Genomic DNA, 23,993 nt, shown 5'->3' on the forward strand with positions numbered 1-23,993 from the left:
AACAGTAATTAGACTGGTGCGTAAGGGTAGCCCGCACTTCTCTACGAGACGCTGCGCGAACGACATGGTTCGACTTCGCTCACCAGTTGCTCAGTGATCATCGTAGACATCGCTTGTTTATCTACAGTGATAAGAAGTTTGACTATAAGTAATTTTAACGCTCATAAATTTCTAATGGTAAATTGTCTGGGTCTTTAAAGAAAGTATATTTTTTGCCTGTAATTTCATCAACTCTGATATTTTCTACCTCTAACCCTTTTGATTTTAAATAAAAAACAGTTTCCTCTACATCATCAACTTGAAAAGCAAGATGTCTTAAACCACAAGACTCTGGTTTACTAGCTCGTTCTGGAGGATTTGGGAAAGAGAATAGTTCAATTTGAGTATTTTCTGCAACTTTTAAATCTAATTTATAAGAATTTCTGGCGGCGCGAAAAGTCTCTTGAATAATCGAAAAGCCTAAAACTTCTACATAAAATTTTTTGGAGCGATCGTAGTCAGAACAAATAACAGCTACATGATGAATACCAGTGGTTTTCATTGGAGTTTTGCTTTTTTTAGTACAATTATTAAGAGAGTGTACGTAGGTGGGAACCCAACCACATTACACCCTCTTAAGTCGAGGTTAAGCTTTAATGTTTTTGATTGATATTACCTTTCTTTTCATGAACAAGCCAATAGTGCCAAAACGACGGTTTCTTTATAACTCTTCGGTTCTTATTTCAAACTCACGTTACTTTAAATGTTCGGTAAAAAATGACGCGAGTTTATCAAAGGGAATTAACTCAACTCTGTCATATAAATCAACGTGTCCTGCTTTCGGAATGATATACAATTCTTTGGGTTCGGCTGCACGTTTGTAGGCATCTTCACTAAACTCTCTTGAGTGAGCCTTATCACCTGTGACGAAGAGCATAGGACGAGGGGAAATCGTTTCTATGTCATTAAACGGGTAAAAATTCATAAACTTAACGTTACTGCTTAACGTCGGGTGCGTTGTGAGTTCCGGCGATCCTCCTTTGGGCGTGTATTCACCTCTCGGTGTACGATAGAAATCATAAAACTCACGCTGGATAGGGTGTGTGTTTTCATCTAACTTATGTACAGTCCCACTGGTGTATTTGGTTTCACCATCGGTAAACTCTACATAACGTTGCTTTGCAGCCTCCTCTTGGATTTTCTTTCTCTGCTCAAGGGTCAGCGAATTGTTAAGTGCATTTCGGTTAGCTGCTCCCATATCGTACATGCTGACAGTTGCGATCGCTTTCATTCGCGGATCAATCTTAGCGGCACTGATAACAAAGCTTCCGCTACCACAAATTCCAATTATTCCGATTCGGTTTCTGTCAACAAATGGACGCGTCCCAAGAAAGTCAACTGCTGCACTGAAATCTTCAGAATAAACATCAGGCGCAACAACGTTGCGTGGTTCGCCCTCACTCTCACCCCAAAAAGACAAGTCAAGAGATAATGTCACAAACCCTCGTTCAGCCATATTCGCAGCATACACGTTGGCACTTTGTTCTTTTACAGCTCCCATAGGATGCCCAACAATGATCGCCGAATGTTTTTTACTCTGATCTAAATTCTTGGGAATAAATAGATGTCCCGCAACATTCATTTTGTATTGGTTTTTAAAAGTAACCTTATACATCGCAACGTTGTCGCTTACTTTAAAAGTTGTATATCCCTTTGGTGTTATTTGTTCCATTTCTTTTGTTTTTTCTAATTGTCCTTTTTGTTCTGTTTGTGTGTAAGCTTGCCCGCTTATCATAGGAGCCATCATCGCTAAAATTAATATATATTTCATATAATTTCTCCCCTTTTCATTGTGAGATTTACAGATTGAAATTGTTGCTCTATTAATCTTAAATTTCTCCAAATATTAATCTGGTTTTATCAGCAGCGTTTCTACCTTTTGCTGTATGAGTTCAATTATGCAGGCGTGAAAACGGATAGCGTGAGGACGTTCATCGAAAAAAACCGGACAATTCTCCAAAAAATTGCCGTGCAACGTGCTGAACAAAAACAAAATGTCTAATATAAATTTATGAACCCAAAAGAAGCAGAATTTGAAAAGCGAAAGATGCAGATCAATCGGGAAGAGCTGATCGAAAGAATGATTCGTCTCGCTCCCGAAAACAGCCTTTTGGAAGTGTTTCCGGGTATTTTCATATATCAATCGTCGAAACCGACTGAGAGCCAGATATCCGTATTAAAGCCCGCCTTCTGCGTCATCGCGCAGGGCAGCAAGGATGTGCTTTTGAACGATGAATTATTTCACTATGATTCCGGTCATTACTTAATCTCGACGCTTGATTTGCCGATTATGAGTAATGTCGTCGAAGCGTCCGAGGAAAAACCTTATTTGAATCTTCGGATAGACCTCGATCCGGCACTTGTTGCTGCGGTGATGATTGAATCTGGCATCGAAACTAAAAAAAGTGGCACCGGAGTCAAGGCGATGGATGTCAGCCCGGTTGATGCCGATTTGCTGGAAGCGATCGTCAAACTGGTAAAACTATTTGACACGCCGGACGAAATGAAGTTTCTCGCGCCGCTCATCATCCGCGAGATCATCTATCGGCTTTTAAAGGGAAAACAAAGCGCACGCCTGGGTCAGCTTATCACTACCGAAGGCGACGCGCAGCGCATCTCTAGGGTGGTCAAGCAAATCCGCGAGAACATCGATCGGCCGATGAAAATCGAAGATACAGCCCGCGAACTCGGCATGAGCGTGTCAAGCTTTCACCAACATTTTAAGTCCGTCACGGCGATGAGTCCTTTGCAGTTCCAGAAACAAATACGGCTTCAGGAAGCGCGCCGTCTGATGCTCGGCGAAAACATGGATGTAGCGATCGCCAGCTTTCGTGTCGGTTACGATGACCCGTCTTATTTCAGCCGGGAATATAAAAAACTATTTGGTATTCCCCCGCATCGTGACATCGCCAAGCTACGCAGCAATTTAGGGCAATAAGAATCGGACAGGTTTATTGGTACAAAGGACTAATACAAAGTTGCTCGCTTTTTGTTTTGCCGCGTTGGGCGTAAGCAAAAACGGCGTGGTAAAACCGAACGGCGGACTAACAATTCAATGGGCGTGAGGGCGAAACAGCTATTTTGAAGATATTCAACAAGCCTTAATTTTTGCATCGTCCTACTTTGGCGATCGCATCATTTAACTACCTAATACCAATTCAATTAATGATCGCAACACATCCTTGGGTAAAGACGCGATGAATCGCGTCTCTACAAATGGTCTATCTGTCGCATTCTTTTTTCAAATTGGTATAACCGCCATGAAATTGTTGCCCCGTCAATGATTACCACTCTCTGCGGCAACATTGCTAAGTGATGCAGGTATCGACATTATCGTTTACCCTTGTTGCCGGATGTCTAAACTTTCGCATATTTCACTTAAATTTATATTTAATCACCAAAAAGGCATATTACTTTCTCAAAACCTCATATTTAATAAGCAAAAAGCCATATTGCTTACTCAAAATGGCGTTTGACTTTCTCAAACCCCAGTTTGCTTTCTCATTTTGATATTTTTTGCAAGCAAAAGAAGCTTTTACTTTCTCAAACCCCAGTTTGCTTTCTCATTTTGGTGTTTTCCGCAAGCAAAATTAGCTTTTACTTTCTCAAATCCCGGTTTGCTTTCTCATTTTGGTGTTTTCCGCAAGTAAAAGAAGCTTTTACTTTCTCAAACCCCAGTTTACTTGTTTATTTAAGTAATTTCCGCATTCCTTTTGGTATATCGTTGAGCCGAAAGAAAAGCGATCGCGTTACTATAAAATGCTAATCTTGAGGCAGCTAGAGCAGCAGGCATTAATTTACGGTTTGCTGATCTGAGAAAAGCTAATCTTCAAAGTGCTAATCTTGAAAATGCAAACCTTGAAAATGCAAACCTTGATCGCACCAGCCTTAAAAAGGCTGACTTATGCAGAGCAAGATTTATCACTAATGAGCAAGTTTGAGATGTGGAAATGACGCAAGATGCAATCTTCAGCCCCTTCTTTGCGACAGTGTTTCTAACACTCCTAGTCTGGGTGTATATGTACATCCGTCGTATCAGTTTCATCATCAGTACAAAGATCAGCTCAAAAGACCTTGCTGTACCTGGCACACTGGCGCAACTCTCGCCACCAAACGTATCCAATCCATCAGATAACCTAAAGAATCTGTTTGAGATTCCGGTACTCTTCTATGCGCTTGTACTATATCTTTTTGTCACAAATCAGGTGGATTCGGTGTATGTGAATGCGGCATGGGTCTTCGTTGTGTTTCGCGCATTGCATAGCGCTGTCCATTGCACATTCAATCTCATCATCCTTCGGTTCTACCTCTACCTATTTGCCACGCTTGCGGTATGGTTCATCGCTATCCGCGCAGCCCTTATCCACTTCAGTCAATAACTACTAGTGATCTGATAAAAGCTAATCGAATATTAATATCTCTATAATTTTTGACTATTAGTAAATTTATCTAAATAATCGCATAATCTTCTCAGCACCCTTAAAATAATTCGTAATTCGTAATTAAGTTTTGTAATGGGAATTTAACCCAACACAAAACTTACCGATTATAGAATCGGGGACTTAAATCCACGGAATTAGGTTAAAAGCTTGTGTTGCTTTAGCAGTGAAAAGATTAGTCGATCAGGTAGCTCATTCCCATTGCTGGAGTTCATCTTCTGGCAGTGGTTCTACGCTTTAGCGCGAAACTTTCATCCCGTTAATCAGCAACGCTGAATTTTTATTATTCCTGTAAAACGGTTTTTGATACAATCCTAGTTTTCTTGAGGTCTGCTTCTGAAAGTTCTTCTCCAGCTTGCAGGCGAGTGGCGGAAGTTTGCAACACTGTCGCCGCCCCTTTATCTCCAATTTGTAAAGCGGTTTTAGCAGCAGTTTGTAGCATCGTTGCTGCACCAGTGCGATCGCCTTGCTGCAATTTCGCTTCGGCTAACTGGGTCTGACGATACTTCGCTAATGCTAAAATAGACTGCTGCACTTGGGGATTAGATGTCGGTTGATACGCACGCACTACATCTGCATACATTGGCACAAGCGGCGAAAGTAAACCTTCTTCATTAACTAACGGGTCATCATAACGAATTTGCAGATGAGCGATCGCTTGTTTACCTTCTGGCAATTGTCCCAGATAAATGTTTGCCAAAACTACCCTTTCTACATCCTGCATCAAATCTCCCAAACGGACAGCAAAGCTACCGTCAGCTTCGGGTTCCACTGGTAACTCGATTGTGTCTGGGGCAACTTGAGCAATAGGTTTAAGTTCTGCTAGTCGGACATTGGGCGCTAGAGATAACAGCAAGTAGGCATTAGTTAGCCCAATAGACTGAATCCGTCCAAACAGTCGGCTAAATTGCTCCACAGCTTGTTCAGGACGCTCAATATGAGCTAAAGTCCCACCACCGACATCGGCAATTTTTTCTAGCAAATCCTGATTCCAGCTATTGCCAAATCCGAAAGTGTTGATAGTTAGGTTCAGCTTGGCAGCCTTTTGCGCCAGTTGAAGACAGCGCTTATTGTCATCTCGCCCAATATCCCACTTCCAAATTCGCAAACCGCTTTCACCATGCCCATCCGTCAGCAGAAACGCCTGGGAAACAGCGCCTCTTGTGCCCTTCATCAGTTCTGTAATTCCCAGTTCCAAACCCTCAGCGATCGCAGTACCGCCGCTAGCAGTGAGTTTGCTTTTAATTTGAGATTTGATGCTTTCGGGGTCTAAGATGACTTGGTTAGGGATAATGACTTCCGCAGTACCGGAAAAAGCCACAACTGAAATGCGATCGCCTACTTTCAAGCGATCGATTAATCCTTCCACAGCCTGGATCACCGTTTTTATTGGTTGTCCATGCATGGAACCACTTTTATCCAAAATCAAGCAGAGATTAAGGGGAAGATTTTGATCGGACTCACCAGCGAGCGCAAAAATTGTAATTGCCAATTGACGTTGGCTACTTGTTTGAGCCACATCAACATTATTGTCATTTAACGCCGAGAGCAATTTAACTTTCATTGAGGAGGGGTATCTTGCAAAACTGTTTTGGAGACAATTCTGGTTTTCTTGCGATCGCTTTCGGATAAATCTCCACCAGATTGTAGCTGGGTGGCAGAAGTTTGCAACACTGTCGCTGCACTAGTATCTCCCATTTGCAAGGCAGTTTTCGCAGCCGTTTGTAACATTGTCGCTGCACCAGAACGATCACCCTGTTGCAATTTCGTTTCGGCTAGCTGGGTTTGGCGATACTTAGCTAATGCCAAAATAGACTGTTGCACCTGCAGATTCGGATCTGCTTGATAATTTTTCACTACATGGGCATAAACTGGGACATTTGGTGTAACTAAACCTACCTTGTTGGCGGCTGGGTCATCGTAGCGGACTTGCACATTAGCGATCGCTTGTTCACCTGCTGGCAATTGTCCCAAATAAATATTAGCTAAGATTACGCGTTCCGCATCTTTCATTAAATCTCCCAACCGCACAGCAAAACGTCCATCAGCTTCTTGTTGCAGTGGTAATTCAATTGTGTCTGGAGAAACTTGAGCAATCGGTTTGAGTTCCGCTAGCCGGACATGGGGCATTAGGGAGAATAACAGATAAGCATTAGTTAATCCTACCGTTTGAATGCGGCTGAACAGGCGATTAAACTCATCCACTACCTGTTCGGGTTTTTGAATGTAAGATAAAGTACCTAAGCCAGCATCGGCAATTTTTTCTAAAACATCTTGGTTCCAGTTGTCACCAAATCCCAAAGTATTCAAAGTCAAATTATAGCTAGCAGCCAATTGGGCGAATTTTAAACAGCGATTATTATCACCGTGTTCATTTTCACCGTCGGTTAATAAAAAAGCTTGGGAAACAGTATCTTTTTTGCCCTTTGCCAACTCCTCAATGCCCAAGCGCAGTCCTTCGTCAATCGCAGTTCCACCATCGGCGGCCAGGCGATTAATTTGCTGTTTGATTTTTTCTGGATCTTCGACACTTTGACTGGGTACTAAGACTTTGGCACGGTGATCGAAAACTACCACACTGAGGCGATCGCCAGGATTAAGTCTATCTACCAGACGATTCGCTGCTTTTTTGACCGTTTCTAGCGATCGCCCATTCATCGAACCACTATGATCGAGAATTAAGCATAAATTCAGGGGCACATTCCGGTCTTGAGTCTCTGCGTTGGCGAAGCCCGCCGAAGGCATCGCCGAAATCGAAATTCCCAACTGACGTTGACTGTTCAGTTGATTTGCGTCCAAATTACCATCATTCAAGGCAGGCTGCAAACTAACCTTCATAACTCAAAGTCCTTATTCAGGATATACATATTAATAAATAACTTCAAAGCACCACTTTAGCTCTACGGAAAACCTATCCAACACAAATACATTAATATAATCAGAATATCTTAGAAGCCAAACATTGGCAGATGCGAAGCCGCCTGAAGCATTAGGGAGAAATCCGCACCTTGAGGAAAGCTACCATCGCGCTAGGATGTATTACAGTTAACGGCATAGTTTCAGGCGATCAGTTGCTATGGACATTTCCCCAATTAAGGCTGTTCAAGCCCCATATTACGGCGATAACTTCTACCGGACACCGCCGCCAGATTTACCTTCCCTCTTATTGAAGGAGCGAATTGTCTATCTTGGGATGCCACTGGTGCCTGCTGTCACGGAATTGATCGTGGCCGAATTGCTGTTTTTGCAGTCCGACGACCCAGATAAGCCGATTAAAATCTATATCAACTCCACCGGCACTTCCGGTTACAGTGGCGAACCCATTGGCTTTGAAACCGAAGCCTTCGCCATCTATGACACCATGAAATATATCAAGCCTCCTATCCACACCATCTGCGTCGGTTCCGCGATGGGTATGGCAGCGATGCTTCTCAGTGCTGGTACAAAAGGTTGCCGCGCTAGTTTACCTCACTCCTCGATTATCCTGCATCAGCCTAAGAGCTACGCCCAAGGTCAAGCAACGGATATTCAAATTCGCGCCAGAGAAGTTTTGGTAAATAAAGGGGCCTTAGTTGATATCTTGCATCGCACTACTGGACAGCCTCCAGAAAAAATTACTAAAGACATGGATCGACTGTTATATATGACACCTTACGAAGCGAAAGAATACGGTCTTATTGACCGAGTTTTTGAGAAAGAAGAACTCGCAAATCCCCCCCTCCCTGCCAGTGTCCTTTAACTTAGTTATGAGTTATGAGTTAGGAGTTATAAGTTATTGAGAACTCCTAATTCCTAAATCCTAACTCTCCCACCGTCCGCAAATTATTAAGAACGGAGTAAATTATGCCTATAGGCGTTCCTAAAGTTCCTTACCGGATGCCCGGAGGACAATATACAGATTGGATTAGCATCTACGATCGCCTTTACCGGGAACGAATTATATTCTTAGGGCGAGATATTGATGATGAAATTGCCAATCAAATTATTGCTGTAATGCTATATCTGGACTCAGATGATCCAGGTAAAGATATTTATTTATACATCAATTCTCCAGGTGGGATGGTCACTTCTGGCATGGCTATTTTTGACACCATGCAACATATCAAATCAGATGTAGTGACTATTTGCGTAGGTTTAGCTGCTTCAATGGGGTCTTTCTTGCTGGCAGCTGGCACTAAGGGCAAACGGCTAGCATTGCCTCACTCACGGATTATGATTCACCAGCCATCTGGTGGCACCCGTGGACAAGCTACCGATATCGAAATTGAAGCTAGAGAGATTCTGCGGATTCGTCACCAGCTCAATGGCATTTATGCCGATAAAACCGGTCAGACCATACAAAAGATTGAAAAAGATATGGATCGTGACTTTTTCATGTCTGCTGAAGAAGCAAAAGAATACGGTTTAATTGACCGTGTGATTGAAGAACGAACCTCTATAGTAGCAGGGGAGTAGGGAATAGAGAGGTGAGGGAGCAGGGGAAACAGAGGAAGAATTATAACTCCTAACTCCTAACTCCCTCGTACAGACGCGATTAATCGCGCCTCTCCACTCCCCTCCCCCAATCAAACTGTCAAGATTGAACTTTAAAATACCAAATTAGCCCTTATTATTAATAGTTCAGGCTTAAAGCTCATAGCTAATAGCCTCTAACTGGATATTCGATAGCTCATAGCTCAAGATGGATCTTGGAGATTGCTACCGTTTACTAGGTTTAAGATCGGGAGCTTCTTTTGCTGACATCAAAGCGTCTTACCGACGATTAGCGCAGCAATATCATCCCGATATCAACCCAGATGACAACAAAGCCAAAGATAAGTTTATTGCCTTAACAGAGGCTTACAAACTCCTGCTGACGGTAGTACTGCCAGAGGAAACAGCTGCACATTCAAGTCAGGTGTCAACATCTGGTGGGCGTGATGATGCTAGGGCAACGCATAGGCAGAAATCACCAGGAACAACGGCTACAAGCCAAGAACCAGGAAAACCAAAGCCGCCTAATCTGTTGGAAATAGAAGAACGGCTGAAGTGGAAGACTTATGAGCAATTGCAGCGGTTTTTGCAAGAAAGACGATTTCCGCAAGCGATCGCCCTGGCGGAAGCTTTAGCAGATCGTTTGTCAACAGATGCAGAAGTTCGCCAATGGCTAGCGATCGCTTATCAAATTTGGGGACGGGCGCTAATCTCCGAAAATCAACTCCTCAAAGCCAGAATTTATCTCAAAAAAGCTCTGAAAACAGACCCCCATAATAAAAGTCTCTGGTACGAAGTGCAGCGCGATTTTCAACGATTAGAACAAATTTTTTAAAGATTTACAAAATTTATTGAAAATCAAAATCTCGTTTCCCGGTCAAAGAAGGAAATGGTATTCATTGTCTTGCGCCACTGAGATGGGAGGCGGGAGCCTCCCAAAGAGCATTCCCAGTCTCAGACTGGGAACGAATTACGAATTACGAATTACGAATTACCGCAATCCGTGCAACACTGCTCCTAATGTAGCGATTCCCTCAACAATCTTCTGTGTTGGCTGAAAGCTAAAAGCTAATCTGATGGCATCATCGCCCTGTCCATTGGCGTAGCAACGAGTCCCTGGCAGAAAACTGATGCCGTGTTCGCTAGCAGCCATTAGGAGTGCTTTGGCGCTGATATCTGACGGCAATTTACACCAAACGAAGAAGCCGCCATCGGGACGCAAAGCAACTATATCACTTGGAAACTCGTGAGCGATCGCCTCTAACAACAAATTACACTTATGCTTGTAGCAGGCAATTAACTCCTGAATGTGATTCTCTAATTTGCCTGTGGCACAATAGCGGGCGACCACATGACTGACAAATGGCCCCACAGGCCCCTCGCTTTTGCACATTGCTAGCCGCTCAATAATTGCTGGATCGCCACAAGCCCATCCCAACCTTATACCAGGCGCAATAATTTTCGAGAAGGTACTTACATATAATACCCACCCCTCTTGGTCTAGGGTTGCGAGGGGGGGCACAGTTTCTCCTTGGAAGCGCAAATCGCTATAAGCATCGTCTTCTACTACCAGCACGCCATACTCAGCCGCTAATGCTACCAGTTTTTGGCGGCGAAATAAGGGCATAGTAGCGCCTGTGGGATTGTGAAAGGTCGGGATGGTGTAAATAAACCGGGGTCGGATACCCTGTTTTTTCAAGTCGCTCAATGTTTCTTCTAGGGCATCTACATCCATCCCCAACTCATCCACAGGAATGGTAATTACGCGTGCGCCAGCGTGGACAAATCTAACAACTACTCCCAGGAAGGTTGGGCCTTCCACAATTACCACATCACCAGGTTCGATAAACACATCTGGTAGCAAGCCCAGAATCTGACCAGAACCGTAGCCAATGATTAGGCGATCGCGATCGGTAGCGATTCCTTTAGCCTGCAAGCGGAGGATAATTTGCTCATAAAGTTGATCTGAAGGTGGGCCGTAATTGAGGGCGATCGGAGCCTCTTCTGCCAGCACGGCGGCGCTTGCAGCCGCCAAGTCAGCATGAGGAAAGAGAATTGGGTCAGCTAGACCGTAGGTAAAACTGACAGTGGCGATTTTGGTTAACTCTGTACCGTAGGTTGGTGGTGCGAGGTTTTTTGCTCGTTCGGCAAACAAATCAGTAATTCGGTAAGCAGGGGTTGTAGAAACCATAAGTAGTTCAAAATTGGAAGTCAGAATACAGAACACACAAGAAGGCAATTGGCAACAAGTCAGATCGGAAACTTCCTGTGATCTCGACTTTTCAAGAGAGTGGCGGTCTTAAAATTTCGTTAATCGCCTAGAATTCATGATGGATTGTGGCTGCTGACGTATGTATTCTTTCTTATAACATCATGACAAGTATCGTGAATCTTGACTGATAGAACTTTGATGGCATAATCTCGACTTTGCAAGCGAAAAGAGTTGATGCCGCAATTAGTGGAATCACGATTACCGCCGAACGCCTGAAAACAATTGCTTTTTCACGACCTTATTTTAAAGCCGGACTAGCGATGTCTATGACGGGCTACGCCTACGCTGTCCGCGAAGACAACCAAAATATTAAAGACTTCAATAGTCTTAAAGCTAAAAAAATTGCCGTACAAATTGGTTCCACTGGGGCAGATTTTGCCAAAACCATCTCCAACGCCAAAATTAGTACTTTTAATTCTGGGCCAGAATTTTTCCAAGATTTGCTCAATGGCAATGTTGATGCTGTAGTTAGCGATGCTTTCGCTACTTTTTCATGCGCCATTTATAAGGAATTGGCTGCCAATATATTAAATATTTATCTAATATGCGTCACAATTAATACTGCCACCAAAATTCATTGATCAACTACAATCTTTTCTAGGTCTACTGTAGTCAGGGACAGCCAATTGCGGCACCTTGGATCTTAGTGGCTAGAAGCACCTTGGAACGGGAATAAAGGAACTTCCACTATGCTGATTTGCCCTCAGTGTAAATTTGAAAACCCCAATAGCAACAAATTCTGCCAAAGCTGTGGCACGTCCCTGACTCACAAGGTTTGTCCTGAATGCAGTACTGATGATGTACCTGTGAATGCACTACGTTGTCATAACTGTGGCACGGAATGTGGAACAGTGTTTTGGGCAATTATTGCTAAGGAAACGACTGGAGAAGCTTTGGGAATAGAGAAAAATGAGGGAGATGAAGGAGCAATATCCTCTTCATCTCATCTATCCCCTAGTTCTCAGATTGCATTAGGCTCCTATTTAGACTCCCAAGAGCGGTATCAATTGTTAGATCCGCTACCTGCCAAAACTGAAACTGCAATCATTACTGATGTAGGTGTGAGAGTTCTAGACTCTCAGCCGTATCAAATATCACCCATTGAGGCAGTGCTAGCAAGTCAGCAACCAGATTTGCTAACGCCATCAGTGGAAGCAAATGGAATTCCTCACCTTGCTAAGGTTTATATTGCCTTACAATCCCAAGGTCAGCGTGGGATACCGCCGATTCACGATGCATGGCAGCAGGGGGATGTGCAGGTAGTCATAATTGAAGACCGCTCACATTGGCAGCCTTTACTCGACTTGTGGCAAGAAGAAACAACGAGTTCGTTAAAAATTTTACACTGGTGTTATCAAATGACCCAACTTTGGGCATTATTGGAACCAGTAAATTGTCGTCAAAGCCTTTTAGATTTGTCTAATTTGCGATTGGATGAAGACCAAACGCTAGCGCTACAAAGGTTGTATGTGGAATCATCGAATTCTGTGCCCGCCACCGAGTCACCAGAAGATGCCCAAGTTCAAACATCTGCGATTCCAGATCAACCGTTAACTATTCAAGCTTTGGGGCGGGTTTGGCAAGCGCTATTTAGGCAGTCTCAACGCACTCAATTTGGTTCTGTAGTTCAGATGTTGGGGGATTTAGATGTAGGTAAGATTCAGACGATCGCACAATTGCGATCGCGTTTGGAAGAAATCTCTGTTGAACTGGAAGCACTAGGAACCGCAACTTTGCCCCCAATAAAGGAGAAAAATACTGCTGTGCCCACTATCCCGCAATCAGATGAGCCAGAAGATATCATTAGCAAAACTGATGATATGCCAACTGTTGTGCTGGCGATGCAGTTAAGTAGCTTGGAAGATGCAGGACGCACAGATGTGGGGCGTCAACGTCATCATAACGAAGACTACTTTGGCATTGAAACCAAAATTCAAAAGCTGGAGTTCCCCAAAAGTCGAGTCTTGCAAGGGCATGGTTTGTATATTCTCTGTGATGGTATGGGTGGACACGCTGGCGGCGAAATAGCCAGTGAGTTAGCAGTCAACACCCTACGGCAATACTTTCAAAAACACTGGACTGCCAACCAGCTGCCAACAGAAGATAGCATTCGTGAGGCAGTGTATTTAGCTAATGAGGCGATTTACAAGCTTAATCAACAAGATGCCCGTTCTGGAGTGGGGCGCATGGGTACAACTCTGGTAATGCTCTTAATTCAAGATACTCAAGCAGCAGTTGCTCATGTGGGAGATAGCCGTCTCTATAGCTTGACGCGTAAGCGAGGACTAGAACAAGTCACAGTAGATCACGAAGTTGGACAACGGGAAATTAACCGAGGAGTGGAAGCAAGCATAGCTTACGCCCGCCCAGATGCCTACCAACTTACCCAAGCCTTGGGGCCTCGTGATGAAAACTCGATTAATCCCGATGTAGGCTTTTTCGAGATCAATGAAGATACACTTCTGCTGTTGGCATCGGACGGTCTATCAGATAATGATTTACTAGAAACCCATTGGCAGACTCACTTAGAACCCTTACTTAGTTCTGGCGCTAACTTAGAACGGGGTGTTACAGAGTTAATTGATTTAGCGAACCAACACAATGGTCATGACAACATTACTGGTATACTAATTCGGGCAAAAGTACGCCCAAATCTAGAAAGTTAGAAATAAATTGGCATAGGGAATGGGGCATGAGGCATGGGTAATAAGAAGAAAGAACAATCACCAATTCCCAATACACATATCAGCGTATTAACCTCAAACCTTATAAATTAAGGGTTAAAACCTAATTTACGGATAAGTTGAATGCCCAATGCCCAATGCTTAATGCCCAATGCCCAATCCCTGATCCTTTTACCTTGTAGGTTGTATTGTGGTTAGTCTGACTCTGTTAGAACCGCAACAGAAAACGCCCCTCCAGCAGTGGTGCTTTGAGAACTCTTCCATAATTCGGATTGGTCGAGCGGCAGATAATCACGTTGTCTTAACTGATAGTTTAGTTTCGCGGCATCATTTAGAACTGAGACAAGTCGATTCTGCCGTCAATGGCGGTAGTTGGCGGCTGATTAGTCAGGGTACTAATGGGACTTTCCTCAACGGTGTCCTTGTGATTCAGAGTCCGTTACCAGATAATTCCCTTTTGCAACTGGCACAGGGAGGCCCAATACTGCAATTCCAAATTCAGGAGGTAACAGTACTAGAAACTGGTGTGCGATCGCAACAAATGCAAGAAACAGAAGAAAACGCCGCTGCAACACTCTACTCAGCCCAAGGTAGATACACTTGCACGCATGAAGGCAACTCCCCAAACAATCTGTTTTGCATCCACTGCGGTCAACCTCTCTCAGTGCAACAAAAAATTCGCCATTATCAAGTGTTGCGAACTCTCGGACAAGGAGGTATGGGTACTACTTATCTCGCTTGGGATGGCACTGGTCAGATTGGGAGTATCCCACAACTGCTGGTGTTGAAGCAAATGAATGCTGATATGGTAAGAATTGCCAAAGCTCAAGAATTATTTGAGCGTGAGGCGTATACTCTCAAATCCCTTAACCATCCTGGAATTCCCAAGTATTACGATTTCTTTGTAGAAGACGGAAAAAAATACTTGGCAATGGAACTAATCCACGGACAAGATTTAGAGAAACGTGTCTATACTACTGGGCCAGTTACACCAAGCCAAGCGATCGCTTGGATGATCCAAACATCCGATATTTTAGAATATCTTCATAGCCAAGAACCTCCACTGATTCACCGCGACATTAAACCCGCCAACTTGATGGTGCGAAGTTCAGGAAATCGCATAGTAGTGCTAGATTTTGGCGCAGTTAAGGAAATTGGCACAGCGCCCGGTACTCGGATTGGTGCAGAAGGTTACTGCGCTCCTGAACAAGAACGAGGACAACCTTTGACTCAATCTGATTTGTATGCAATTGGGCCAACGCTGATTTTTCTGCTCACAGGCGAAAACCCTTTCAAGTATTACCGCCAACGGGGGCGAAACTTCAGGTTTGATGTGGCAAAAGTTCCCACCATTAGTTCCCAATTAAGAGATGTGATTGATCGCGTTACAGAACCATTGCCACGCGATCGCTATCAAACTGCAAAGGAATTAGCTGCGGCGTTAGCTGCTTGCAAAGTATAATACAGACGCGATTAATCGCGCCTGCACTGGGGGAGTAGGGAATATTGAAAATCCCTATTCCTCATCCCAAGTTTCTACAGCTAGCAATTCACTAACTGGGTCTTGCATACTAAAGCCAAAGTCTAGCAGTTCCTGTTTCCAGTGCTGCCATTCATTACCGTAGAGCAAAGCGATTTTCCAGATGCTATCGCTTGGCTTGATAATATTCGATTCTATGAGTGATTGCACGTTGCGCTGCAATTTCACCATTGGGTGAATCACTTGCTGAGTCATAACCTCGATTGAATTCAGATTTGGTTGGTAAATACTTAATTAAAACTGCTTCCCATTCTGCAATTGTTGCCGGGCCGTAGAGTGGTGTAATTTTGGTAAAGCTAGTCTTAACTTTTTAACTATACCATAACAAACTCTACTAAATTACTGGTAAATTCACTTTTGTACGGTAATTACCACCACAAAACTCCAATTTTACCAAGCACTCCTTAAACTTTTTGCAGAAGTCAGGCAAAGGTTCAGGGGAAAGGCTTAAGGGATGAAGGGGTAAGGGATGTTTCTGTTTCCCCTTTTCTCTTTAACCTTTCGCCGTCTTCTTTTTCCTCTTAACCTTTAACCTTTCTACACAAGAGTGCAACAGTACCTTTTGTAAGATATCTGTTGTGAACGCCGAGCAAAATAATTAGTCATCTGGGAAGTTGCACTAAGTAGTGTGACTGAGGACGACTGGGAAAATTCTATTTGTTTTAATCACAAAAAATATGTGTTGTTGTTGAAGAACCCATAGGACACGGGCTAGTTTGAAACTTTTTGACTGACAGGTAAATTTGAAATTGAGTAGAAATATCTACTACTTCTGTTTATTTAAACGTTATTTAGAATATCGCAAACATCTGGCATTAGGTAGAATCATCGCAAATCTTTATATAATTTTAATGTTTCGTTCAGTAAATAAGACCTGGAAAGTTGCCCTGTTTAGGTGCAGGAGAGGGTTTTGTTTTGAAGCATAGGGGCGGGGGCGATCGCATGGCAAAATTGTCAGTACAGCATAAGCTCACCATAAAGTTCCCTCGTCTTCAGAGTCAGCTTTTAAAGTTTGTGTAAAAAATTTCTAACCAAGATGTTAGTTTCTATTGTGCAGATGGGTAACCTCATAACGGAAGTCCTGCTGATACTTAAGTATTTGCCGCAAAAAAATGCAAGCAATCATTAGTGTAACTACGTAGAATTCAAAAGTTAAAAATTAAACTTTTATTTAGTCTTTAGATACATTTACCCTATTTTCAATATGAACTCTGACCATGCTGCTGATGATGTCTATTTACAATATATTAAAAAATTACTGCCAAGTATTAACGCTGATGCTTTATCAAAGATTTCTGTAATACTGTCACACACTTCTTGGGATAATCCTGATTGTTCAGATGATTGGAATAACTTAGCAGTGGTAGCGTTGAGCGAGGCAGAACAGTGTATTGATAATCTAGTTTTACGCTCAGTCTATCTTGAAATGGCTTTTGAAGCATTGAATAATGGTTTAAACATAGATAGACACCCACTTTGTGCTGCTCATCTTGCTTTAGTTCATAGCATGGTTGGAGAAAACCAAAAAGCAATAGAGATAGCGCTTAATACCTTTATTAATACTCTCCAACCTGCTTATACAAATTCTAACGATTTCTCTCATAGTCTAATATATATATTTGGACACAAAAAAAACTTTTCAGATAACGATCGCAAATGCTTTGAGCAATTTTTTTTAGCTGAAAATAGCTACGAAAAAGTAGTGATTTTGTTAATTGAAATAATATGTCGTTCGCAGTTAGTTTTTTACACTGCGGTGAGCCGCCGTTTCTTACATCTAGCTTCTCAAATTTTACCAAATTCAGTTGATGTTGGGCTAAAGCTGGGAATATCTAGTTTAATGTCTGGAGAACTAGAAGGAGTTTTATATTTACATCAAGCTAGAAAATTAGCGCCAAATTACGCGCCTATTCTTCAGGCACTCTACTTAGCTTACCGAGATTTAAACCAGATAGAAGTCTCAGATTATTGGCAAGAAGTTTCTCGTAAATTTTATCAGCCCAACTCTCCATTTTCAGAGTGGCACTGGACGCAATTACCAAGTAATAGCCTATTTACTTATGTGCCTTTTGAAGGTAATTTAATAATGGCAGTTGAGCCAAGCTTGCGTAGTATTGCCACCAGTGTGTTAATTGCCGAACAAGACTGGTTTGAGAAAGAAATGGAGTTTTGGCGCAATAGTATTAAACCCGGTATGACGATAATTGATGTCGGTGCTAACGTTGGAGTCTATACTTTCAGCGCTGCTTTAAAAGTTGGTTCTGAGGGACGAGTGTTAGCAGTTGAGCCTTTCTCAGGTTGTATACGTTGTTTGCAAGAAACCTGTAGAATTAATCAATTGTCATGGGTTAATGTTTGTGCAGGGGCAGCTAGCGATCGCAATGGCACTGTAAAATTACTACTACATTCTGCGAACGAACTGAACCAGGTGATTTCTAGTGATGCAGCAGAAAATATGTCTTCAGAGTCTTTTGAGGAAGCCACCTGTTTTACTTTAGATAGTCTGATTGAGCAAGAAAATATCGAGAGGGTGGATTTTCTCAAGATAGATGCAGAAGGACATGAAATGGCAGTTCTTACTGGTAGCCAGAGGTTACTGACTGAGTTTTCACCAATCATTTTATATGAAAATATTGCAGGTAGCCAAGGCAGTAATATTGAGGTCGCACAGTATTTAACTAATAAAGGATATGAACTATTTCACTATCAATCTTATACACAAAAACTGATAGAAGTAGATTCAGTTAAAGATTTTCAAGAACAGCTAAATTTCATTGCTTTTCCGCCCCATAAAGCAACAAAACTAAAGTCCTGACTATCAACAAAAAGTTCGTAGTAAGCACTTCAGTGCTTCAGAAACCAGCAGGACTAAAGTCCTGACTACAAACAAAAAGTTCGTAGTAAGCACTTCAGTGCTTAAACAAATTTATGTATGAATATCATAAACTCACACCAGAACAAAAAGCTGAATTAGTTAAACAACGCTTAAGTCGTGGCTATCCACCCCACTCGCCACCACATCTAATACGGGATAGGAAATTTTATCTGTTAACAGCAGCTTGTTATGAGCATAAGTGTTACATGCAATCTGAATCGCGCCGTCAGCAATTATTAAATATGATATTTGATAGGTTTAGCATTAGTGAAAATGATCATGAAAGCGCTGAAGCGCTGACTACAAACTTAACAATCTGTGCTTGGATTATTTTGCCTAACCACTATCATTTACTAGTTCAGGTTGTAAATTTTGATGTTTTGAGTGATTTGTTTCGCAGAATACATGGTGCGCTTTCGCGACAGTGGAATATAGAAGACAATATCACTAAGCGTAAAATCTGGTATTCTTGGAGCGATCGCGCTATCCGCTCTGAACGACATTACTACACAACTCTTAACTATATTCATTACAACCCAGTCAAGCATAGTTTAGTTCAATCGCCTTATGATTGGCTTGAAAGTATTGTTCACTGGTATTTAGAAACTTGTGGAAAGCAATGGCTGCGTGATTCTTGGACTAAATATCCACTGCAAGATTATGGCAAAGACTGGGATAATTTGTAACCTTCCTAACGTTCCTAAAGTTCGTAGTAAGGGCTTCAGCCCTTATTAACCTCAACTTTGAGCGCTAGAGCCGCTCACTACGAGCTTATTTACCCTCAATATAGCTTTGCCACATCTGCTCGTAAGCCTTCTCCATATCACGGGTAAACTGCTTACCATTCCACAGGGGTGCTGTTTGTCGAGATGCTTTCAACTTCAAAACCACCTGCTGGCGTAAAGCCTCATCCTTCCCCAAACGCACACCCCACTCTACATATTCTTCATCAGTCCAAGCAATACCTTCTGTGATACCCGCATTCATCATCATGGTGTAACTATTACGAGCCGCAAATTGCTGTCCAACTCTAGTTACTAACGGGATACCCATCCAGAGGGTTTCTAGGGTTGTAGTAGCGCCATTGTAGGGATATGTATCTAATACAACATCAGCAATTGTTAAATTCGCTCTGTGGATAGCTTCAGAGGGATCTTGAGGCAAAAATCGCAGCCTGGAACACTCCACACCCTCTTGTTCAGCTATTTTGTAGAAAAACTGTTTAATCGCTTCTTCTTCCGCATCACCTTTAATCAAGAAGTAACTATTTTGGACTTCTTTGATTATTTTCATTTGCCATTTTGTCGTTTCAGGGTGACGTTTATATCCACGTTGAGCGCTGAGATAGATTACAGCATCATTAGGAATATTTAACTCATCTCGACGTAGTGTAGGTACATCCACTTCAAAACCATCAACGGCTACATAAGTATGGGGTAATCGCCAAATTTTCTCTGTATAATAATCCTGGGCTGAATCTGGCAATACGTAAGGGTCGGCGATAAAGTAATCAATTGCAGGTATACCTGAAGCATCCCAACCAAGCCAAGTAACTTGAATTGGTGCTGGCTTGAGTGCCATCACTTCACTGCTAATATCTAGGGTGATACTATCTAGGTCTACTAAAATATCTATTTCATCTTCATATATTTGTTCCGCAATTTCAAAGGCATTAATTCCTAATTTTCGAGCCTTAGATGATTTATTTACATACCATTCTTGCAAAAAATCATCTACTAGTTTATAGCTAACTGAATAGTTATAAATTTCAAATTTTTCTCGATTATGATGCTGTATTAGCCAGCGAGCTAGCCAGCCTACAGAATGTCTTCTTAAGGCATAAGATATATATCCAATTTTTAAGGGTTTGGTGGAAATTCCTGAACTTTGATTATTTATAATCCGCTGCGAGTAACGCTGTGTTTCCTCATGAGCTATGGCTTGAATATTATTCTGGAATATTTGCGCTACTTGATTATGAATTTTTCTAAAATCTGCTGGACTGTCTTTAATATGTGGTAATGCAAAGGATGGCGTAAGTAAACGTAGAGTCCTGACTTCATCTACTGCAAGTGGCTGCGCTTTGATAAATTCTTGCAGCACACATTCTAATTCTTGACTGGTTGAGCATATTTCTTGCCAATATCCGCCAGCAGACATTAATCCACGTAGAACTAAATGAAGGGCAAATATTTTATCAGGTAATTTTTTTGATAGAGAATAACACAATTTAGCTTTTTCTATTCCCAATGTATAGTTTTGAGAATCTTGATAAAAAATAGCTAAATGTCGTAAAGTTTCTACTTCTTCTGGGTCTAGGCGCAAGTACAACTCTAAAATCTGCGCTGCTAGTTTAGGCTGCTTGAATGTATGACCAATTTTAATTGCCGCAGGTAAAAGTATGCAGAAACCTTGATGTGGATTTGCAAAATAAGGTAAACAAGCTTCTACTAAGTCTAGATATGATAGATGTAAAGGTTGAGTGTCAAGAACTTGTTGTAATACTTGATTTAATAGTTCTAAATTTAAATCTCCAATTTCTTTGGAATTTAATAATTGGATAATACCCACATCATTTAACTGTGCGCCATCAAAATTATTTAATTGAATGGACAGTTGAATAATATTTAATAGGTTATTGATATCAGAAGGATGAATTTCTTGGATGTGCTGACGGATTAGCCAGGATATAGAAAATTCTTCGAGATGTTCTCGTCGTTCTGCTTCTATTTGTAAAACTTTAATTAATTCTGTTGTGTGAAATTGGATTTTTTCTTCTTCAACTTCTGCTATTGCTAGCATCCAAGTCATTTGTGCTTCTGCTTCTTGCCCTTGTAACAGTAAGGTTAGCCCCAGATGCCAGTAATTGGAGATTACATCAGGTTCATCAGCGATTGCTTGTTCATATAGATATGCTGCTTGAGCATATTCACCTGCAAGAAAATTTTGATAGCCTTCTGTTTGAAAATTCGTGATATTAGTAATCATCAGTAATTAAGTAAGTATATGTAGTTATTAGCTGTAGGGAGCTTTGATGCCCTAAGGATGAGTTTTTTTAAGGACTGAAGTCCTTACTACAAATAGGAAATACTCCCTGTCTCAATTAATAATACCCATTTAGAAAGCAAAATAAGAAGATGGGTAATCTTTTGGAGGTCAGGGAGTATTTGATGATTATCTAAATAAATAACAGTGGATAGAATTCTCTAACCACTGATGTACAGTACCTAACTCAACTGAAGAACTTGATTGAAGTATTGAGTCGTTACTTTATGAATATCTAAATTCTTTACTTAGCTAAGGAGTCGTACTTATCAGGACAACTTGTGGCACCTCCGGCAGCAGGAATATTAGCGTCAACAAATGTTTCTGTACCATCTGCTGCGTCAGTAACGTTACCAGGTAGTTTAGATTCACACAATAGAGCTACAGTAGTTGCTTCACTTGTGTCAGAAACAACAGCAACACCTACTCCACCAACATAAACTTTAAGAGGAGCAAGTGGAGTTTTGAGTTGGGCCTGATTGGTAACAAGTTTGTCACCACCGACAATTCCATACTTGTAATTTTCAGTTTGTGTTTTCACACCTAGACCTAAACTACCAAAAGCCGCAGCACTAGTTGCATCGTCAGTGCCAAAGACAAACTTACCGTTTTCAAGATAGTAGGCTTGCTGCGCTCGGTTCATTGAACCAGTTATTGTTTTAGCTTCAGACTGTTTAGCTTTGTTTGCTTGGTTCAAGAAAGAAGGCAATGCAATAGCAGACAAAATACCGATAATGATGATTACTACAAGTAGTTCAATAAGTGTGAAACCCTCATTTTCCTTCTTTTTGTTGAGGATGTGTTGGATAAACTTGGCTTTCAATTCGGTTTTCATAAGTGTTTTCCCTGGGATAGGAAGTGGTTGTGTGTTCTAGATGTAACTTACCCACTCCCGTTTTGTTTCATATCACCCCACCAAAAAAACTTTTTAACCAAATATAGCGGTTATAGTTTGGATGCTATTAGTGCTTTGGTAGCAAAGCTGTGCTACCGTGCGAACAACCTGATATTGCATACAATTGAAAAAAACAGATGTAAGTAGGTAGGTATAATTAGACGTAAAATAAAATTTTAGTTCGTAGTGAGCGATTCATCGCTTCTTCAGGATTATCAGGACTAAAGTCCTTACTACAAACTTTAATTTATTTACGCCTAGCTACTGATCAATGAGTAACATCCTCATCCGATTGGCGTTCCAGCATTACGTAACCAAGACTCTCCAAACTCAGCAGCAGCTGTTGCACTATATAAAAGGCTTGTTTCTCATCTGTAGGCTTTAAAGTGACAGGATCTATTGGTCTGAATTGCTTCCAGTGCTGCACTAGAGATATCATCGACTGGGGTTGCTCTAACAAAGGTATCAAGCAAAGTGCTATTGAGCTATCAATACCAACAAATTCCTCAGTTGGCGATAAATATTGACTAATGGGAAACGCTCTAATCTCTGTAATACAGGCTACGAGGTCTTCTCGGAAATTAGGAGTTTTTAACTGAGGATATAGATGCACCTTCGCTACTCGCCAATCAGAGTCAGTCCATTCTGAAACTGGTACGAAAGTTTGTGCTTGGTTGGGATGACCACACCAAAAGTCAATTAGCCGATGAATAGGATGTATAAGTTCAAAAAGCTGTAGTTGCTGTTCTACAGAAATCTCTGGTAAGCTCATCCCCAGAAAAGCAGGTAAATTATCTGGTTCTTTAAACAGATTCATCAAGTCCCACTTACGCCAGTTAACCATGCTGATAAAATCTAGGTCAGCGGCTCTCAAAGCTGTGAACAAATCAGAGATGGTGTAACCTTTATCACCATGAAACAAATAATTCATTAAGATTCGCTCTTTTCCATTTTCTCCTTCATAATTAGAATTCCATGTAGTAGCCTTGAGTTGAACATTATCCTTCAAAGCTTTCATCGTTTCTACTACAATTTCCATTTCTAGGTCTTCTGGATTTTCGTCCATCAAACCCATCATTGTGAAGACTTTCTGAGCGCGGAAATAATTAAACCTCTGGATTGAACTATGCAAATTGCTGCGAATAATACCATCAGATTTTAAAACTGATTTCATTGCTTGTAATGCAACAGTTAAATCAGGAAAAAGATACAGAAGTTCATCACAATTTATATAGTCAAATTGGTAATCTAGCTCTGGTAATTCCTCAATTGGCAATACATGAAACTCTGCATTGTCAAATCCATGATGTTCTAAACGTTGCCGTGCTAATTTAATCGATTCTTCTGATATATCAATTCCAACAACTTTCGCCCCTGGATTAGCTTCTGCTAAGATTAATGATTTATAGCCAGTGCCGCATCCAGCATCTAAAATTACTTTGCCTTTAGGATCGATAACTTTTTGATTCCTCAAATAGTAAGGTGTTACTAAGTTATGAATGTAGAGTAAGTTAGTATCATCTTTAGGAGATTTATCAAGAGGAACTCTTGGATAAGGAGAAGCGTCAAATTGCTGACGAATTTTATCTAGTAAATCAGATGATGGACTAATCATTGAAATTGCTCCTGTTACTAACTTTTTTCTGGTGCATTCCACAGCTACATAAACTCATTTTTGAGTTTTGACACACACGCGAATATTTACCATGCTGCCCAAATTAGCGGCACACC

General features: G+C 41.5%; 19 protein-coding genes and 1 pseudogene. 11 read left to right on the forward strand and 9 right to left on the reverse strand.

The annotated features are described in order from the left end of the window. Positions 1 to 154: 154 nt before the first annotated feature. Together ACEYW6_RS02920 and ACEYW6_RS02925 are read right to left on the reverse strand one after the other, a co-directional pair. A complete protein-coding gene (locus tag ACEYW6_RS02920; protein WP_412978551.1) occupies positions 155 to 541 on the reverse strand; it encodes a VOC family protein in 387 nt (128 codons plus the stop codon). Positions 542 to 733: 192 nt separating this feature from the next. Continuing rightward, on the reverse strand, positions 734 to 1,810 hold the full coding sequence (locus ACEYW6_RS02925) for an alpha/beta hydrolase (protein WP_412978552.1): 1,077 nt from the start codon (positions 1,808 to 1,810) through the stop codon (positions 734 to 736). A gap of 240 nt (positions 1,811 to 2,050) precedes the next feature. On the opposite strand from ACEYW6_RS02925, the gene ACEYW6_RS02930 reads away from it, so the two are divergent. From ACEYW6_RS02930 to ACEYW6_RS02940, 3 genes and pseudogenes are all read left to right on the forward strand, one after another. After that, a complete protein-coding gene (locus ACEYW6_RS02930; protein ID WP_412978553.1) occupies positions 2,051 to 2,977 on the forward strand; it encodes an AraC family transcriptional regulator in 927 nt (308 codons plus the stop codon). Positions 2,978 to 3,809: 832 nt separating this feature from the next. Then, a pseudogene (locus ACEYW6_RS02935) lies at positions 3,810 to 3,980 on the forward strand (pentapeptide repeat-containing protein); the annotation flags it as partial. Positions 3,981 to 3,989: 9 nt separating this feature from the next. Further along, on the forward strand, positions 3,990 to 4,418 hold the full coding sequence (locus ACEYW6_RS02940) for an MAPEG family protein (protein ID WP_190891518.1): 429 nt from the start codon (positions 3,990 to 3,992) through the stop codon (positions 4,416 to 4,418). A gap of 343 nt (positions 4,419 to 4,761) precedes the next feature. On the opposite strand, the gene ACEYW6_RS02945 is transcribed toward ACEYW6_RS02940, so the two are convergent. Further along, positions 4,762 to 6,042: a vWA domain-containing protein gene (locus tag ACEYW6_RS02945; RefSeq protein WP_412978554.1), complete on the reverse strand. Its 1,281-nt coding sequence runs from the start codon at positions 6,040 to 6,042 to the stop codon at positions 4,762 to 4,764. Then, complete coding sequence (locus ACEYW6_RS02950; protein ID WP_412978555.1) at positions 6,039 to 7,316, reverse strand: vWA domain-containing protein; 1,278 nt, start codon at positions 7,314 to 7,316, stop codon at positions 6,039 to 6,041. Before ACEYW6_RS02950 ends, ACEYW6_RS02945 begins: the two co-directional genes overlap by 4 nt. A 238-nt stretch (positions 7,317 to 7,554) precedes the next feature. Between ACEYW6_RS02950 and ACEYW6_RS02955 the strand changes: the two genes are divergently transcribed. The 3 genes from ACEYW6_RS02955 to ACEYW6_RS02965 all read left to right on the forward strand — a co-directional run bounded on the left by ACEYW6_RS02955 (position 7,555) and on the right by ACEYW6_RS02965 (position 9,786). Beyond that, positions 7,555 to 8,217 carry an ATP-dependent Clp protease proteolytic subunit gene (locus tag ACEYW6_RS02955; protein WP_412978556.1) on the forward strand — a complete coding sequence of 221 codons (663 nt, stop codon included), beginning with the start codon at positions 7,555 to 7,557 and terminating at the stop codon, positions 8,215 to 8,217. A gap of 104 nt (positions 8,218 to 8,321) precedes the next feature. Next, positions 8,322 to 8,933 (forward strand): ATP-dependent Clp protease proteolytic subunit, encoded by a 612-nt coding sequence (locus ACEYW6_RS02960; RefSeq protein WP_196513260.1) that lies wholly within the window; start codon positions 8,322 to 8,324, stop codon positions 8,931 to 8,933. A 226-nt stretch (positions 8,934 to 9,159) separates the two neighbouring features. Further along, positions 9,160 to 9,786 carry a J domain-containing protein gene (locus ACEYW6_RS02965; RefSeq protein ID WP_412978557.1) on the forward strand — a complete coding sequence of 209 codons (627 nt, stop codon included), beginning with the start codon at positions 9,160 to 9,162 and terminating at the stop codon, positions 9,784 to 9,786. 156 nt (positions 9,787 to 9,942) lie between these two features. Here ACEYW6_RS02965 and ACEYW6_RS02970 read toward each other — a convergent pair whose 3' ends face one another. After that, the gene (locus ACEYW6_RS02970; protein WP_412978558.1) at positions 9,943 to 11,142 is read right to left on the reverse strand and encodes a PLP-dependent aminotransferase family protein; all 1,200 of its coding nucleotides are present in this window, start codon (positions 11,140 to 11,142) and stop codon (positions 9,943 to 9,945) included. 224 nt (positions 11,143 to 11,366) lie between these two features. On the opposite strand from ACEYW6_RS02970, the gene ACEYW6_RS02975 reads away from it, so the two are divergent. From ACEYW6_RS02975 to ACEYW6_RS02985, 3 genes are all read left to right on the forward strand, one after another. Next, complete coding sequence (locus ACEYW6_RS02975; RefSeq protein ID WP_412978654.1) at positions 11,367 to 11,804, forward strand: transporter substrate-binding domain-containing protein; 438 nt, start codon at positions 11,367 to 11,369, stop codon at positions 11,802 to 11,804. A 108-nt stretch (positions 11,805 to 11,912) separates the two neighbouring features. Beyond that, on the forward strand, positions 11,913 to 13,889 hold the full coding sequence (locus ACEYW6_RS02980) for a serine/threonine phosphatase (protein WP_412978559.1): 1,977 nt from the start codon (positions 11,913 to 11,915) through the stop codon (positions 13,887 to 13,889). Between the two features lie 208 nt (positions 13,890 to 14,097). Continuing rightward, entirely contained in the window at positions 14,098 to 15,369 is a 1,272-nt protein-coding gene (locus tag ACEYW6_RS02985) for a protein kinase domain-containing protein (RefSeq protein ID WP_412978560.1), read from the forward strand. Between the two features lie 54 nt (positions 15,370 to 15,423). Here the strand turns inward: ACEYW6_RS02985 and ACEYW6_RS02990 are convergent, their stop codons facing one another. Beyond that, positions 15,424 to 15,642 (reverse strand): DUF4327 family protein, encoded by a 219-nt coding sequence (locus tag ACEYW6_RS02990; protein ID WP_012407469.1) that lies wholly within the window; start codon positions 15,640 to 15,642, stop codon positions 15,424 to 15,426. Between the two features lie 1,009 nt (positions 15,643 to 16,651). Here ACEYW6_RS02990 and ACEYW6_RS02995 point away from each other — a divergent pair. Continuing rightward, positions 16,652 to 18,262 carry an FkbM family methyltransferase gene (locus ACEYW6_RS02995; protein WP_412978561.1) on the forward strand — a complete coding sequence of 537 codons (1,611 nt, stop codon included), beginning with the start codon at positions 16,652 to 16,654 and terminating at the stop codon, positions 18,260 to 18,262. A gap of 113 nt (positions 18,263 to 18,375) precedes the next feature. Continuing rightward, complete coding sequence (locus ACEYW6_RS03000) at positions 18,376 to 19,008, forward strand: transposase (protein WP_412978562.1); 633 nt, start codon at positions 18,376 to 18,378, stop codon at positions 19,006 to 19,008. A gap of 85 nt (positions 19,009 to 19,093) precedes the next feature. Here the strand turns inward: ACEYW6_RS03000 and ACEYW6_RS03005 are convergent, their stop codons facing one another. The 3 genes from ACEYW6_RS03005 to ACEYW6_RS03015 form a co-directional block, all read right to left on the reverse strand. Further along, positions 19,094 to 21,310: an O-linked N-acetylglucosamine transferase, SPINDLY family protein gene (locus ACEYW6_RS03005; RefSeq protein ID WP_412978563.1), complete on the reverse strand. Its 2,217-nt coding sequence runs from the start codon at positions 21,308 to 21,310 to the stop codon at positions 19,094 to 19,096. Positions 21,311 to 21,611: 301 nt separating this feature from the next. After that, positions 21,612 to 22,202 (reverse strand): type IV pilin-like G/H family protein, encoded by a 591-nt coding sequence (locus ACEYW6_RS03010; protein ID WP_412978564.1) that lies wholly within the window; start codon positions 22,200 to 22,202, stop codon positions 21,612 to 21,614. A gap of 328 nt (positions 22,203 to 22,530) precedes the next feature. Beyond that, a complete protein-coding gene (locus ACEYW6_RS03015; RefSeq protein ID WP_412978565.1) occupies positions 22,531 to 23,877 on the reverse strand; it encodes a class I SAM-dependent methyltransferase in 1,347 nt (448 codons plus the stop codon). Positions 23,878 to 23,993: the final 116 nt, after the last annotated feature.

The organism is Nostoc sp. UIC 10607 (assembly GCF_047228265.1).
Lineage (GTDB): Bacteria > Cyanobacteriota > Cyanobacteriia > Cyanobacteriales > Nostocaceae > Nostoc > Nostoc foliaceum_A.